Below are 16,124 nucleotides of genomic sequence, written 5' to 3'. Positions count from 1 at the left end.
GCATCAAGCCAGATAAACGGGTAAAGCGTGTCTAAGCTGCGCGCTTGCCATGCTTTAAGCTCTGGTATCAGTTGGTCTGTTACGGCAGTGATGGTGGCCTCTGATACTTCAACGCCATACATATCCTGTATGTGGCCTCGAATATCTCGGTAGCTCATACCTAAAGCAAACATAGATAGAATTTTCTCATCAATTTCAGGCGTTAACTTGGTTTGGTTCTTTTTAACAAGCTGAGGTTCAAACGAACCTGAACGGTCTCTGGGCGTTTCAAGTTCGAATTGACCTATGGATGACTTAACTGTTTTTTTGGTTGAACCATTTTTACGGTTAACTTCGGTCTCAGATTCTAAATGCTGCTCTAATTCAGCTTTAAGAGCCGCTTCGGTGAGTTGTTTAATTAATGGTGTTAGAACACCGTCTTCGCCAGTAAGGCCTTTACCAGCTTGAAGTTCAGCTAATGCTTTGTTGAAGTCGAAAGATTGAGTCATGTGTCACTCCTGTTTTCTTAATAATACTGAAATGACACAGATTTCTAAACACTACCACTTAATACCTTAAATCCCGTTATAATAACGGACGTTCACCCAACTCGTATTTGACAGAATCGACTTAGAGTATTAACCCCAAGTCATTCTCTTTGGTTAATCTTTACTTGGGCAAAGCGAACTAAACGATATATTGGTATAATCTTTAGCGGCACAGTGCAAGAGCTGCGCTATGCCTCTTTTTTATCAACAAGTCCCCAGAGTTGAGCAAGATCAACATCATCACTGGCAGGACGGCTTTCTTTGTTTTCGATATAATCTACCTGCAATACAATCGGTAAATCGAAAGCTGTACCAGTGACAACACATGCTCCTTTAGATAGGTTCGGTATCAAACTTTTAGACATTCGATCTAGCGTGCTAATCGTATTGTCTATCAGTAATAAGTCCTTATCATTGACAAGCCTATGAATAAAGAAGTTGTGAAGCTGAGACATTATCGTTGGTGAAATGTCTGCTGGTCTTTGACTTGATAGTGTCAGATACATCCCAAACTTACGTCCCTCTTTGATGATCTCTTCGAACATCTCCAGTCTGTAATCTTTCCAGATCTCGTGCTCACGACTTGACTGTTGCGACAAGATGTTATGTGCTTCATCAATAATGAAGTGTAAAGTATTTTGAGGGGGCGTATCGACATTATCTCTGTGTTCTTGATAAAACATCTTCGCCAGCAGCAAAGGCACAATTTTCTTAGTTGCTTGATTACATCCTCTCAATGAAACAACATTAAGTAGCTTGAACTCACCATTTACATTTTCTTTGATGATAAAGATTTTTCTTAGGTCATTAACAGCACTTTCAACTCTCTTCAAAAGAGGTTGAATATGTTCAAACTGAATATGCCCGTATGATAAGTCTCTTAGTAATTGAAGGTTAATACGGACGACCAATTCATCTAAAGGATCAATATTTGCTAGATCTAATGCATTTAAGATTGGTCTTAGGTTGATTGTAAAATTATTATTAGAATCAAAGTATTCCCAATTTGGCACCGCTTTACATGCAAATTTCGAGTTTTTATCAAACCAAAAAATGTTACTTAGCTTCTCTATTAGAGGAGCGCTTGAAAGGTGCTCTGCGATAACCTTAAGATGAACTAAAGAATCTCTGCTTTGTGCTGGGCTTACAAAACATAAATAAAACGTACCTATGATATAGTCCTTTAAATTTTCACCTTTACTTATGTCTTTCTTTCTTCGCTCAATAATTCGGTTGATGAATGGGGTCTGGGTATTAGAAGTGGCTTGAAACAGCAGAGCTAATATTTCAGTGTTCCAAAGCTGCTCACTTGCTAACGGTAACTTTTCACCTTCTTTTTTACCCGTGCTTAGGTTGAATGATTTTTTGTTATCAGGGTTCTTGATGAGCTGATTACCAGTGTATTCACCGTTAAAATCAATCAAGAGAAACTGACTTTTACCTTTCAGTTTTTCTTCAAAGTTGGAAAACAACTCCGCATAAAGCTTTGTTAGCGTGTTAGATTTCCCACTACCAGTGTTGCCGAAAATACCAACGTGGCTATTAAAAATCTTGTTCCAAGGTAGTGATACGGGTAACTCCTCTTTCAACATTTTTCCTATATTGAATGTATCTGCTCCCTGACTGAAAATACTAGTCACTTGGCTCTCATTGAGCAGATAAGCATTATCTTTGATCATCGGCATTAATTTGATGCCGTCTTTAAACTTACTTTGCTCAAAGTAACCGATGGGCTTGGCTTCTACTTTACGGATATACTGAATTTTTTTGTCTTCTACTTCAAATCGGTTTTCATCCAGATATTCACCTTCAACGATACACACAATGAGACAAAAGCCGCGCTTAATGCCAATGTATTCACGTATAGAAACACCCTTGTACTTCTTTCCATCGTGAAACATAGTTTCCAAGCTTGACTCATCAAAGATGCGCAGAGTGACTTGAGTACCGCGAACCGCAATTACTTCACCAACGTTTATGCTCATCTAGATGTCATCCCTAAGCAAGTCAGCATTGAATACAGCTTTGTTGAACATAGTGAAGTCTAATTTTTCACCTTCGAACTTTATTAGTGTGACGTTCTTATAACCACTAAAGTAGCCATCCATATATTCATGCTCTTTGTCATTGAAGCAACAAACGAATACTTGTAGTTTGTGGTTAGACAGTGAACGTTTAATCAAGTTACGGATGTGCTCGTCAGCAAACGAAAAAGCAAAACTAATTAAAATTGAATTTTTCTCTTCCAAATGATAACTGAGCAAGCGAAGCATTTGGTAATAATGCTCCTCAAAGACAGTTTCATGAAACTTCCACTTAGTTGGGTTTACAATAGGGAGTTTATCGTAAGATTTCCAAAACGCAGTTCGGATGCCTTCATTGATCTCCACTTTGAGGTCGAGTAAATCTTGTGTTGTTTTGGTTTCATCATTCAGAATTTCACTTAGCTGCTTAAGACTGTCGCGAGCTTCTTCTGGAATTACCACGGCAGTATCAAGGAAGTTGTACTCTACCTTGATAGTGTCTTTTAATTTACGCCAATAAGCAGAGCCATGCAGATTGATAAAGTTGATTTGTGGTATATCAGATGAGTTTCGTCCAAACACGCCTGATTGACAAACGTAATTATTGAAATTGCGTGCGGATAGGGTTCTTTCGAGGAAGCCACTTGCCCCGTCATTGATGTTGAATTCAAGATTCCCTTTCTTAATCATCTTGTCTGCAACTAATGGGACACAGCCATCGTAGTTAGTAGTGAAAAGGTTACAACGTCTTTGAAAGTCACTCTTCTGTTGTAATAGCCTTACGATAGAGTCAATGAAAATTTCATAATTTTCGATAGTCTCTTTTCTTAATTTTATTTTTTCACAGACCTTACACTGATCGTCATTCGTACATTCTTCATCATGAGGAATATGAATATCACTAAGCTGAAACTTAGATACTGGTTCGATAATGTTTTCGTAGTAGTACATAAACAGCAAAGCGTGATGACTTTTATACTGATCTCCGAGCTGATCTAACTTAGTTGCTAGTGTTTCAATCGTTTCGTTCTTTTCCTCATAATCAGAGTCTCTGAGGGGCAACCATAGTGTCGGGAATAGACCACTAGAGGCTCCTGCACCGATAAGAAAGTTTAGTTTGTGTTGGTAAATTTCGTTTAAAGGTATAGTTGCCATTGAGACTCGTTAATGAATTGATAAGCGTATTGTTTCATAGTAAACCTATTACATAAATCCAGTCAAAGAGTCGCGTGAATAAATGGTGCATATATGCACATATCAGATGAAACACGGAATGGGTAGAAGTGAGTTAGCTGGATATCTGCTTTGAAGAAATATAAATAAAACTCTGAAGTATAGTGACCGCCCGTAATTAGCTCATTACAACTGTATACATAATTTAATTTAGTGAGCTACTTCCATCAAGCGCCATAAGCTGGCGTTGAAAACAGCGTTTTAAGCAACGAATAATAGATTGCTAATATGTGAAAACGAAGTGGAACTGGGCAAAGTGTTACGAGTTCAACTTTAAAACTTTGTTATGTAACTGATACGAAAGCCTTTTGAAGAACCTCTTGCACATTGCCTGCATGGCAATTAATTAGACCCGTAATGTAATGTGGGTGACCATTTTCAGTTTCGAACTCATAGGAACCAGCGAAATCCAAATACTCACCTCCCGATAGTTCAACACCATTACTTTCTAAATATTCAAATGCCTTAACTATGAAATTGAAGATGCATGGATTAATATTAACAACCTCACCATACCACCCCAAAACAGACTTAATTACTATCTCTTCATCAGTACGGTACTTGCTGGGAATAGTTGAAATAGCTTCTTCAACCAAACTGGTTGGAACTAAGCACAAATATAGTAAGTCAGTTGTAATTGGCGGAAGATCTTGCACTGGAATAATACGTAATTCGTTAACTAGTTCTTCTTGATGATGAAATAGGTTTCTGAGCGCTTTTAAAGCAATAAACTCCTGAATATCAAAAAAGCCGCCCAGCTTTTCCTTACCTAACTTATCATTAAGACTATGTATTGCGTTTAGCAAATTAAACAAAGTGTCTAGGGTTGGACTAACACAATGTGATTGATAGAGCCTAAAAACTCTTTCACTCGCTGGAACTACTGCTTTCATTTTTTCTCCCAAATTTAACCCGTTAAATAACGTCCACAGCATACGCTGTTTTGAAGTGGAGGCGAGGCCACTACTGAAAAGTAGTCGCAATGCCTGCGATTGTTTGGCTTATACTTGGTAGCCGACACTCCGCATCTCTTTTTTTAGATCTTCCTTCCAATTTCCTTGTGGATCAAGGGCAACATAAACGACTCCGCTTATATCGTTGGGCGTTTCAACTGTGTCTTTAACAATTGCTGCAACCCTTGGTCGCCCCAACTTACCAATCAGGTACCCGTGCTCAAAGATTACATTCTGCCTAGCTCGATAAGCACCATTTAAAGCCCCAACTTTTGAGCCAACATCACAAGGCGTATAAAGCACGATCCCGAAACCTACATTTGAATAGTACTCAATTTTTTCGATTATTGTTCGGCCGGAGCTTGCCTGCATGTGCAAAATTACTGGCTCAAGACCTAGACTTTCGATGAAATCAGCCATTTCAAGCTTTGCTAGATCATCATGACCGTGGACAATAAATACTTGTGAAGTATTGAATATAAATTGGCCTCCGGGCATTTGCGGCGCTACTACGGGAGGAGGTGGCTCTTTTAGGGCTTGGGAAGCGTCTAGCTGTTGCTGTGTAATATGACCCTTTCTAAGGAGAGCTTCAAAAAGAGGTTCATCTTTTACCGCCCAGTGAGTTCTCGATAGTTCAAAGCGACCCAAATCAAAATCAACCCTCATACCTTCGATTGCCCCTATTGCTAGCCGCGGTAATATAGGATCAAATTCAAAGTTGATAACGACTGTATTTTGTCTCACACGAATGTCAGTTATGTATCCGATCCGAGATTCGCACTCTTCATTCTCAACAACAAAAATACAAGGGAAACTTTTAAGCTCTCTAATAGACTTCTCGTCAAAATTTCTGTATCGCTCTTGGATTTCATCAGCCGTGTATTCAACAACTGAACGCCCACGTTCCATTTCATAAGGGCTTGAATCCCAACTTTCTTTACCCCATGAAATAAGTAAGTTAAACAACTTGTATCTCCCAAATCGGTGATTAGCCTAACAGTGTTTTTTAGCAAACATTGTTTATATAAAATTTCCATAAAATACAGACACCATAGCTGCAACATACTGTTCTAACAGTCTTTACCATGCCTGCCCTCACAAATCGCAAAACATGTCTGTATAGTCGTAAATGCTCAACTAAGTTCATAGTCTGCTATTAAGTAAAATTGGTCAAGAACTGACATGAGAAAGCGGTCCGGAATCTCGAGCTAAACGGTTTGGGGCAGAAACGAGTTCACCAAAATGTAGTGATGCTTAAGAAATTCTATAGACTTAATGACTTAATGACTTAATGACTTAATGACTTAATGACTTATAGGCTGAATTTTTTATAAGAAAGTCATTAATACAATTTCACCAATGATCAATTTATAGCTTTGAATACAGTTATCACTTTGCGAAAAATAGTTCCTATCCAAATATTTCGTCTACCTATGATCATTACAACCATTGAATGAGGCGTTTGTATGGAACCTCTCCAAGAATTAACATCTATTGATGACGGAGAAGGTATATCCTCAGGATGCGTATGCCACTCACCAATATATTGAAAGTGCCCATTAGAGCTTTTAAATGCAGTCATGACCTTTTGCTGGTGATGCGGGCCTTTACGATTCACGCAATACCTTGTTTGGTGATCTCCTGGTCCGGGCTCAGAAATATCACAGATGACAATATGCCCCCCACGCCTTTCACCTATAAGCACTCCACCTGCTTCTACTGCTAGAGGGTTCATTTGTCGGTACGATAATAGTTTATCAACAACCATTGGTTCTATTACGACTAGCTGGCCGCTTTTATCCATAAATACTATTTCTTCATTATTCATCATTACATATTGCACATCTTGACTGTTTTTCCAAAATCCGTCGCTTACCTGTTCTATAACGTTCATCAAGCATAAATTCACTATATGACCAAGGCAAGCATGGCTTTAAGGTATTTAATGCGGCTTCTTGCGCTATAGCAGCCGTTATATGACTGACTGCTGCATCATATGTTGTGTACGTATTCCCACAACTTACAAAACGCTCAGCTGCTTGGTCTATGTCCACAAAACGTAAATCCATATTGGCATTATCTTTTGACCCTTGATGAACAGAGCTATCTACATTCATGCAGCCATAACAACTACGTCCATCGTCAACAAAGACTTTTGCTGCTCGACCATTACCATCGTTAAATGCATGGATTATCATAGGACGCTCATTGTCTCTCATTTGTCTAACAACATACGCTAACCTTTTAGATATTGGTGCGCGGCCAGTCGCATCTATCACTAGATCGTATAGTACCAATGATGACTCATTGATGGGGAACCGGTAACCAAAACCTCGTATGTTTTTGGTGACATATATAGAGTCCATTAAAGTGTCAACCAACGCCTCAGCCTTATTTTTGCCAAAATCATTTGCTTTAAGTGAATGCCTAGAGAAATTATGAGGCTTAAACTCATCGTGATCATATAGGTGAAAATAACCTATACCGCTTCCAGCACCATTCCTTAGTAATAGATGAGCTAAATATCCCCCTATAGTTCCACAGCCTACTAGAGCAACTTTCTTACCCGATAAATCACCATGCGCAGCTCTATTTCTACTCTGTAGCGTTTTCTTATCAGCTTTTGTTACGCTAAATCGCTTGAACGATTTACAAGAGTGCTTACTTGATAAAATCGCAACTCTATTTAAAAAAGATCCAGCCTTACCTTTCTTTGTAGATCTTTTAGATACCGTTCGATTACTCAGTCTTGTTGTATTCATTTCCAAGGACACTGCAATTGGATCTTGATTTACTATATCAAGAAGTAAGATGTTTCGTTTTTTTACAGAACGATAAAGGCTATTAGCTAGATGGCTTCGAGCATTAGAATCTACTTGTTTAAGCCATAAAAATAGGTCTTTTAAGCTAGTAGGTGGCCAATTGATACCAGACAAGCGAGTAGGGTTAACCCTAATATAATGTGTAGAAATACAAGAATGATTAACACTCAATTTTAATTTACGTTGAGTTAACCACTTAGTTAGATCTTCATTAATACCTTTTGTGTCTTCCGTTGTAACAAACTCACAATAGCTGCTGCTTGTATCATTAGCAGGTTCGAGCATAACAGTTGTAAAACTGACTTTCCTATTGCAATCCGCTAACAGATATAATGACCCTTGTGACTCCCAGTACGATACAAACTCATTTTGTAGCTCTATGTCTCCAACATCGTTGTCATTCATAGATAGGACAGCATTGTTGAGAGTTCGTTGAATCTGACAATCTATCTCGTTATACAAACTAGGAAGATCATTAGGATTCCAATCAGCTTCTTTCTGCTCGACATAGCAAAGATATCCATCATGTGAAATGTGAGGAATTAGCCTACCTTCATATGAAGAAGGAACCAGATAACAATATACCGTTGGGAGCTCCACATGTGGATCATTTGGGACAATCAATATAGTAGAAAAGACGCCACCAGGTGTATCATAATCTTTTGTATAATATCCCTTTCCTGAATTTTCTCTGTAGAGAATCGATGCTACAGGTAGCCTTTTTGACAAGGTATAACGAAATCCTACTTGCAACATCAATTGATGTACATCTATCATTCTAGTTAACCACTAACCATAGAGGAGCTTATCTGCGTCGGAGAAGTGCTTTGAGCAGGCTCAGCATTAAATGCGGGGGCTGCGGCAATAATTTTTATTAAGTTTTCATCTGTTACACGATTACCAAATATATTAGATAGTATTGATAACGCATCTTGCTTTGTCGATGCATTTTCAGCATTTTGTAAAGATGCAGGCAACTGCTCTAATTTAGCGACAATACCTTTGTGAAAGTCTTCATGTTCCATCTGTGCTGGGAATAATGGTCGATTATCTGTATCATCAGGGCTCTCTACACCGCTCTTAAATTCAAGTGCAAAATTCTTAGCGACTACTTTCATGATGTCCCCCATATCTTTGGAATTGACTGAATGCTTGCTCAGAATTTCAACGGCTGCCGCCATCAAACTAATTGAACTTGGACCACCTACATCCCACTGAGCATCACGCCAAGCTTTCATAAATCGACATACGGGGCGAACATGAGAACCTATCCTTTCACAAGCATCATTAAACCAATCTTCAACAATTTTAGGATCGCTGTTCATCCACTTGTGCGTACCAGGTCCTTCATCTCTTAAAGCTAAGTTAACGGTTTTTGAATCTAATCGCTCGAACATCACATCATCAGAGTCTGCAGCCTTCTTAACATGACTCAACGATTCATAAATATTATTGGCAGACTCAAGACCTAGGCTACGGTCTTTGGTAATAAAACCCTTATCAGGAATTGCATACATAGGAACGTCTATGTGCGTATTTTCTTCAGCGATTTTGATACGAGCACAAGTTCGCTTACTTTCAAATTTCCAGCCAGGGTTTTCAGCGACTAAGGACTTCAAAGAAGTATCAACTAAAAGTGTTAGCAGCTTATGGCCAATTTTGGGGTTTTCAAAGACTGTCATTGGCAAATATGTACCATCGTCTATATCCATCTCTTGACAGGGCCAAAAGGGCTTATTTAATGTGCCATATTGGAAGCTACCTTGAGTCCCAAACCTAGGCTTTAATTTTATAAACCCATCTCTAACATCCTCCTCCATCTCGTATATTAAGCGTGCTACAGTTTGCTGTTCTGCGGGGGATAGGTGGCATATTCTTGTTGATTTTAATCGGCCTTTAACATCTTCTTCGGACTCTAATTTTCTAAAATTGATTGCTACTTCTATGACTTCATCAAACACTTCTCTAATGCGCTTACGAACATGGGCTCGCAATCTTTTCAACTTATTATTTTCATTATCTGTTAGTTCCAATTTTTTTAATAAGCTACCATCACGGCCCATGTAGTATGTATGTAAACTCCATTTCATATTTTTTCCTCCGAATTTGGTCTATCAACACTAGTTCTTAATGGTTTAAAAAGTGCTGCAGGCTCATTAAAGAAGTCTCTTAATGCACCATTTTTTGCGTATTCTTCTGAAACAAGTTGCTTTCCTCTTCCTGCAAGATCAGCAAGAGAACTTAAACTAGAATTATCTAAAGTTATATCGCTTGCAGCTTCATTTGGAACCTGACTATCAAGCTTGATATAGTTACCAGATGCCTCATAAATAGCCAATTCCCGTTTAAGCATGTTTTGATGCAAAATTTGGTTTGCAGCCATAGTGCTTAACACTAACCTTTCTCCCAGCCCCCACAGTCCAAGATATCCACCTTTCCAGAAAGACTTGGAGCTCAATAAATTTGGACTTACTGCATATTCTTCGCCCATCGTACCAATATTCAATATATGAATATCTTCGTAATTTACGTGTGGGAAATCCGATTTCATATCACCAAAAACCTCATGCAAAGCTATGAAACTTGGGTTGTTGGCTACAAGGCCACCATCTATAAATCTGAAGCCTAAATCTTCAATATAATGTGGCGCAAAATAAGTTGGAGCCGCTGAGGTTGCCATAGCTGCATCGATGAGGCGTATAGTTCCATCTCTGGTAAAATCAGGATTATGCGGAGTTTTAAAAAACTGAGGCTTTCCTGTTGACAAATTGACAGAAGGAACCAACACTCGTCTAGCAAGATCGTTGAAGGTAATTTCATCTCCAATCATTGCAACAATGGCTTTTCTTAATGGGTCACTTTTATAAGTTGGCGCTATAATTTTTCTAAAAAACTTTCTAAAACCATCGGCGAAGCTGTGTATAGGAAATATCTTACTGCTTTCTTTAAAAAACACTTCTTTGAGTTCGCGAGCGGATTTACCTTCAGCAAGACCCAAAGCAAGAATTCCACCAATTGACGCCCCAGTGATCAAATCAAAGTAATTACCTATTCTGACATCTGTTTGGCCTGTCTTTTGTTCTATTACGTTTTCTAGTTCGGCAAGCACACTTATCGTGAACAGTCCTCTAACACCTCCCCCGTTTAAAGCAAGAATTCTTACTTTTTTTGACTTCGCATTCGATTTATTTGAATCCATAGCATGCTTCCAAAAATTAATTGCATTTCAACACATATGGGGGCGTATATTTTTTAATCAAGAACTGATTATCAATAATAAAAATCAGTTATTTACTTCATGCGTGGAAATTGAAAGGGAATACTCATTTTAGATATGTATATACATTATTTAGACAACTTCAGTGACGGAGTAAAGCTGGCCACTTGCGTAGACATTCCATTACAAAACCTTATTTAAGAACTAACTTTCTAAAACGTTTCTGTCCAAAAACGAGTTTACCCGATCGTCGGCTTCTCACACTAGGCGGACTTCTCCAAGGTGCCATAACAGGGCATTAGTAACACTTATTTAAGAGATAAAAAACAATTGGTTATAATTAGCGAAGAAGGATCAATAGCCAACTATTTTTGTCTTTTTAAACAACTTGCTAGCGCTGAATTACAATTAAATGGTCATTTGGGATAATTATATTTATAGGTTTTTCAATACCGTTTTGAATTAGGACTGCATTTTTCCCAAAACCATTAAACAGAATGTTCATATTTTCAAATGTCCCATAGTCATCACCAAGACTGCTTGTTTTTGCTTTTATATTGTGTGCTTCAACATATTTTATATAAGGCTGTTTAATATGGACAGTGACTTTATCTTCTTTAACATTACTGAGCCTCATTGCCCCATCAAGTAGTTTTCCTGATACTCCTCCAAATAGAAGAGGTATAAAAAATATGACAGTAACTAATATTTTTTGATGTTTTTTTAAGGATAAGATTCTTTTATTATCAGTGCCTGTTAAATTTTCTTTAGACTCAATATCTAGAATTTCATTTCCACTTCCCTGATGCACGCTCCATAAATAAGCACAACTGAAAACAGCAACAATCAAAGAACCAACAACCTTAATATCAAAAGAACCAAAACCCAAAACAAATAAAAGACCGAATAGTGCAAAAACAAAGTGCTCGGCTTTAGCTGTAATTATATTTAATTTAGGGATAGGAGTCTTTTTACCAGAAAACTTGTTGTAAATTTTTATCACAAAGCTAAACACCAAATAGATCACATTCCAAATTGGACGTAATGTTATTCCAAGACTAGTTAAACTTACTGTAAATAATAAATATACTCCGCCAAAAGCAATAGCGAGCATCAAAAATAACAAACCGTCACCTATACTCACATCTCTGGGGAAATAGCCTATCCTCCAGCAATAAACTAATAGGACTGAACCACCTATAGTCAATCCAGTTTTGAATACGAGACTCAGTGCTTTATTTGCAATATCTAGTTGTTTATCTAATATCTCTAATGAACTCAAACCAAATCCTTTCGCTCTAACATTTATTGAACACTACACTTCTGTGGTTTGTAACACCAAAACAGCATATATCTTAATAGTTTCACTAATAATTACCTTTGTAAACAGATAATTAAATAGCTAAAATTTAAACATGTTAACTTTCACCAATACGGCGGTTAACGATGCTATAGAACAATTTAGGAGATAATTCATTAATAAAAGAATAAGTTTCTCAATGTCCGTTAACGATACAAGCCGAACTTCAATATCGAAATATATTACCCATAAAAAATAATTCCCTCTCATTTGCTTTCTTATGATTTGCTCAAGAAACCGCCTTTATGTTAATAACTAAATAGGCTTTTAGGCTAGTCTTTAATTAAGATTATTCCACATAATAATTTTCACGAAACGGTGACACCTCATTAAAGATGATATATCGATAAGTCATTGTTTTGCTGAAGTAAGAACGATATTAGCTTAGTTTAGCTCTCATTTTACATTTAAATTTCTTGGTAAGCGTTGCAAGCTGAATTATACTGTACAAATAAACAGTATTGAGGTGCGTATGTTTGTTATTCCAATTTTTATAGAGGCCGGTATTACAGGATTTGAGTCTCCTGCAGCAGAATATACAGAGCTTGGGATTTCACTCGATGAACTCATAATAAGGCACCCTAATGCGACATTTATCGGTTTAGCATCGGGTGAATCAATGCAAGATGTAGGGATTTTCGATGGTGACTTACTCGTTGTAGATAGATCTGAAAATGTGAGTACTGGCGATGTGATTGTTGCGAGTTATAACGGGACTTTTGTGTGTAAAATAATAGATAAAACAAACCGTTTACTCATTTCTGCATCTAAAAACTATCAGTCTGTTTATATCTCTGAAGATGATGATTTTAAATTAGAAGGTGTTGTTACTTCGAGCATTCGTCTTCATAAGAATAGAGCCGAGCTGAGTCGATGTTTGCCCTCGTAGATGCTGTTGCTTTTTATGCGAGTGCAGAAAAGGTCTTTGACCCCTCTATTCGCTTTAAACCAGTTGTGGTTCTAACAAATAACGATGGGTGTATTTGCGCCATATGCCCTATTGCCAGAAAGCTTAACATTCCTAAATTCCAGCCTTACTTCAAAGTTAAAAACTACCTAGAGCAACAGAATGTGATTGTTCGCTCATCAAACTATGAGCTGTATGCTGATTTGAGCGAGCGAATGATGACGGTGATAAACCGCTTTTGTGATGACCACTATGTTTATAGTATCGATGAGTCTTTTCTTCGTTTTACTGGCTTCACTAAAATCATTGATGATTGGGCCGACTATGGGCAAACAATACGCCGTGCCGTTTGGCGTGAAACCGGTCTACCCGTTGGTGTTGGGTTTGGTACGACACCTACGCTAGCTAAAGCCGCCAACCATGCAGCTAAAAAGCTGTCCGGCTATAACGGTGTTGCAGTTATCAACGATGAGCATTCTCGCCAAGCAATATTGACGCGAATGGATGTCACTGATGTATGGGGCATAGGCTCCCGTCTAGGAAAAAAGCTTAGGTTTATGGGGATTAACACGGCATGGGAGCTCGCTTGTCAAAACCCTAAAGCCATGAGAAGAATGTTCAGTGTTGTCATTGAGCGAACAGTCAGCGAATTAAACGGTATTGCGTGTTTAAGTTGGGATGAAGTAAAGCAGAATAAAAAAGAGATATACTCTACAAGAAGCTTTGGTGAAAGAGTCAGTGACATAACAACACTAAAATCAGCTCTCGTTACGCATGCTGCCATTGTTGGCCGCAAACTTAGGAAGCAGCACTCTTTAACAAAACGTATCGTTATATTTGCTGCTAGCTCACCTCACGAAGAATTTTATTATAAAAAATCACTTCTATATGAGTTTCCCATACCGACATCAGATACCAGTGTTATGGCTAGAGCCGTTTCGGATGTCATAAATGATATTTTCAACGTAAATACGCGCTTTTATCGCTGCGGTATTGGTGCAATAGAATTAGAGAGTGAGTTATTCCAACAGGCTGACATGTTTTCTGTCAGTGAAGATAAACCAAGGATGATGGAATGCTTAGATGCTATAAATAAACGTTATGGCGCGGGTACTTTATCACTCGGCAGTGAAAAGCTTACACAAACATGGAACATGAAGCGTGCTTTCTTATCACCTCACTACACAACACGTTGGTCAGACATCCCTATTATAAAATGCAATTAAATCGGTTATTGTATATTTATCAACCCTAGTTTTAGACAGTGACGTTATTGGTTAAAAAAGTCAGGTATAAGGAATTTAAATGAAAGCGCTAATATTAATACTAACTTTGATGGCCTCCAGTAGTGCCTCAGCTCACAGTGGTCGAACGAATTCAGAGGGTTGCCATAACGATAAAAAGCGAAACGAGTATCACTGCCATAGCGGTAAAAGCAAGCCAACATCCAGTACGCCAAATATAATTAAATCAGTGCCAAAAGGCTTCGCGGTTAGCTCGCTTACTTATAATAGAAAAGATTGGCCCCACTGGGTTGATGCCGATAATGACTGTCAGGATGCAAGAGCTGAAATACTCATTAGAGATTCAAAGTCACCAGTTAAATTTAAACGAAATAAACCCTGCAACGTTTCTTGGGGTGAATGGATGGACCCATACACTGCTCAAACATTTTTTAAAGCCTCAGATATCGACATAGACCACATTGTACCCTTAGCCCACGCTCATGAAATGGGTGGTAAATACTGGACTCGAGAGCAAAGAAGAGCGTTTGAATCGCCCCGTGTTTGCCAGAGACTCAATAACTTGAGAAACTGGAACTATGAAAAAATCAAATCGCTATACATCAGAATTTCGTGAACGTGCAATTAGGCTTGTTACCACACAACAGCATGAATACCCTTCTCTTTGGGCTGCGCTAGTATCGATTTCAGATAAACTGGGATGTACCCCAGAAACACTTAGAGCATGGGTCAAGAAATCTCAAGCTCAACCGTCTAAACCCTCTTCTAATACGCAATCAACTGAAGAACGCCTTGCCGTCTTAGAGCGCGAGAATAAAGAGCTCAAGCGAACGAATGATATCCTGAGGCAAGCTGCCGCTTTTTTCGCCCAAGCGGAGCTCGACCGCAAACAGAAGTAATAGTGGATTTTATTGATGCTTGCAGAGAGCATTACGGTGTCGAGTCAATTTGCAAGGAATTGCCGATTGCACCATCAACGTATTATTCTCATAAACAGATACAAAGAGAGCCTGAGCGACTGTCTAACCGCAAAAAGCGTGATGCTGAGCTGATAATACTCATTCGCGAAGTGTGGGAGGATAATATGTCAGTTTATGGTGCAAGAAAAATATGGAAGCAGCTACAGCTTGACGACCATCAAGTCGCCCGCTGTACAGTCGAACGATTGATGCGAGTTATGGGAATTCAAGGTGTTCGTCGGGGTAAAGCACATAAGACAACGATACCTGACGAGCAACAAGATAAGCCACTTGATTTAGTTAATCGTCAATTTACTGCTGAGCAGCCAAATCAACTTTGGGTAGCTGACATCACCTATGTTGCCACATGGAGTGGGTTTGTTTATGTCGCTTTCGTGATAGATGTTTTTTCACGATACATTGTAGGTTGGCGTGTATCAACGACAATGCACACAGAGCTTATTCTTGATGCGTTAGAGCAAGCTATTTGGCATCGTGGCAACCCCGAAGGGTTAATTCACCACAGCGACAGAGGCAGCCAATATTTGTCTATACGATACACTGAGCGACTTGCTGAAGCTGGAATTCAAGCGTCTGTAGGCAGTGTGGGTGACTCTTATGACAATGCATTGGCTGAAACAATAAATGGATTATTTAAAACAGAGATTATTCGCAGAAATGGCCCGTGGAAGAATGTTGATGCTGTTGAATACGCAACGTTAGAGTGGGTCAATTGGTTTAATAATCAACGCTTATTATCTTCAATTGGGTATATTTCACCAGCTCAATATGAAACAGACTACTATGATAATTTAAACGAGTCAGGTAAAGTGGCCTGACTTAAACAAACTGGTCTCCGATGAACTCGGGGCGATTCA

At 38.6% G+C, this 16,124-nt stretch carries 14 protein-coding genes and 1 other annotated feature; of the genes, 4 read left to right on the top strand and 10 right to left on the bottom strand.

The annotated features are described in order from the left end of the window. The 10 genes from ND6B_RS00605 to ND6B_RS00650 all read right to left on the bottom strand — a co-directional run. A partial coding sequence (locus tag ND6B_RS00605; RefSeq protein ID WP_033104373.1) for an IS256 family transposase occupies nt 1-488 on the bottom strand: 488 nt, incomplete at its 3' end. Between the two features lie 227 nt (nt 489-715). Next, nucleotides 716-2,512, bottom strand: coding sequence for an ATP-binding protein (locus ND6B_RS00610; RefSeq protein ID WP_033104372.1), 1,797 nt, complete (start codon nt 2,510-2,512; stop codon nt 716-718). Next, a complete protein-coding gene (locus ND6B_RS00615) occupies nt 2,513-3,706 on the bottom strand; it encodes an SIR2 family protein (RefSeq protein WP_033104371.1) in 1,194 nt (397 codons plus the stop codon). Nucleotides 3,707-4,068: 362 nt separating this feature from the next. Then, nucleotides 4,069-4,677: a hypothetical protein gene (locus ND6B_RS00620; protein ID WP_033104376.1), complete on the bottom strand. Its 609-nt coding sequence runs from the start codon at nt 4,675-4,677 to the stop codon at nt 4,069-4,071. A 108-nt stretch (nt 4,678-4,785) separates the two neighbouring features. Further along, a complete protein-coding gene (locus ND6B_RS00625; protein WP_033104370.1) occupies nt 4,786-5,703 on the bottom strand; it encodes a TIR domain-containing protein in 918 nt (305 codons plus the stop codon). 397 nt (nt 5,704-6,100) lie between these two features. Then, nucleotides 6,101-6,568 carry a CBASS system CD-NTase/cGAS isopeptidase Cap3 gene (gene cap3 / locus ND6B_RS00630; protein ID WP_235420580.1) on the bottom strand — a complete coding sequence of 156 codons (468 nt, stop codon included), beginning with the start codon at nt 6,566-6,568 and terminating at the stop codon, nt 6,101-6,103. After that, complete coding sequence (locus ND6B_RS00635) at nt 6,558-8,336, bottom strand: E2/UBC family protein (protein WP_033104369.1); 1,779 nt, start codon at nt 8,334-8,336, stop codon at nt 6,558-6,560. Before ND6B_RS00635 ends, cap3 begins: the two co-directional genes overlap by 11 nt. A gap of 5 nt (nt 8,337-8,341) precedes the next feature. Next, on the bottom strand, nt 8,342-9,649 hold the full coding sequence (locus ND6B_RS00640) for a CBASS cGAMP synthase (RefSeq protein WP_033104368.1): 1,308 nt from the start codon (nt 9,647-9,649) through the stop codon (nt 8,342-8,344). Beyond that, on the bottom strand, nt 9,646-10,758 hold the full coding sequence (locus tag ND6B_RS00645) for a CBASS cGAMP-activated phospholipase (protein WP_033104367.1): 1,113 nt from the start codon (nt 10,756-10,758) through the stop codon (nt 9,646-9,648). Before ND6B_RS00645 ends, ND6B_RS00640 begins: the two co-directional genes overlap by 4 nt. 409 nt (nt 10,759-11,167) lie before the next feature. Continuing rightward, entirely contained in the window at nt 11,168-12,058 is an 891-nt protein-coding gene (locus tag ND6B_RS00650) for a hypothetical protein (RefSeq protein WP_033104366.1), read from the bottom strand. A gap of 550 nt (nt 12,059-12,608) precedes the next feature. Between ND6B_RS00650 and ND6B_RS00655 the strand changes: the two genes are divergently transcribed. The 4 genes from ND6B_RS00655 to ND6B_RS00675 all read left to right on the top strand — a co-directional run bounded on the left by ND6B_RS00655 (nt 12,609) and on the right by ND6B_RS00675 (nt 16,085). Next, nucleotides 12,609-13,025: a LexA family protein gene (locus ND6B_RS00655; RefSeq protein ID WP_033104365.1), complete on the top strand. Its 417-nt coding sequence runs from the start codon at nt 12,609-12,611 to the stop codon at nt 13,023-13,025. Further along, a complete protein-coding gene (locus ND6B_RS00660) occupies nt 13,010-14,269 on the top strand; it encodes a Y-family DNA polymerase (RefSeq protein ID WP_033104364.1) in 1,260 nt (419 codons plus the stop codon). Before ND6B_RS00655 ends, ND6B_RS00660 begins: the two co-directional genes overlap by 16 nt. 79 nt (nt 14,270-14,348) lie before the next feature. Beyond that, nucleotides 14,349-14,903 carry a YHYH domain-containing protein gene (locus ND6B_RS00665; RefSeq protein ID WP_051686714.1) on the top strand — a complete coding sequence of 185 codons (555 nt, stop codon included), beginning with the start codon at nt 14,349-14,351 and terminating at the stop codon, nt 14,901-14,903. Then, nucleotides 14,866-16,085, top strand: a protein-coding gene (locus ND6B_RS00675) for an IS3 family transposase (RefSeq protein ID WP_089368775.1) whose coding sequence is annotated in 2 segments (ribosomal slippage) — nt 14,866-15,145 and nt 15,145-16,085 — 1,221 coding nt in all. Because the reading frame shifts where the segments join, the coding sequence is not laid out codon by codon here. Before ND6B_RS00665 ends, ND6B_RS00675 begins: the two co-directional genes overlap by 38 nt. Further along, nucleotides 15,144-15,260 (top strand) — a sequence feature (AL1L pseudoknot). (Overlaps the previous gene by 117 nt.) Nucleotides 16,086-16,124: the final 39 nt, after the last annotated feature.

Source organism: Pseudoalteromonas sp. ND6B (assembly GCF_000764215.1).
Classification (GTDB): Bacteria; Pseudomonadota; Gammaproteobacteria; order Enterobacterales; family Alteromonadaceae; genus Pseudoalteromonas; species Pseudoalteromonas tetraodonis.
Note: the sequence above shows the minus strand (reverse complement) of the source record. Positions and strands in the feature narration are given on the sequence as shown.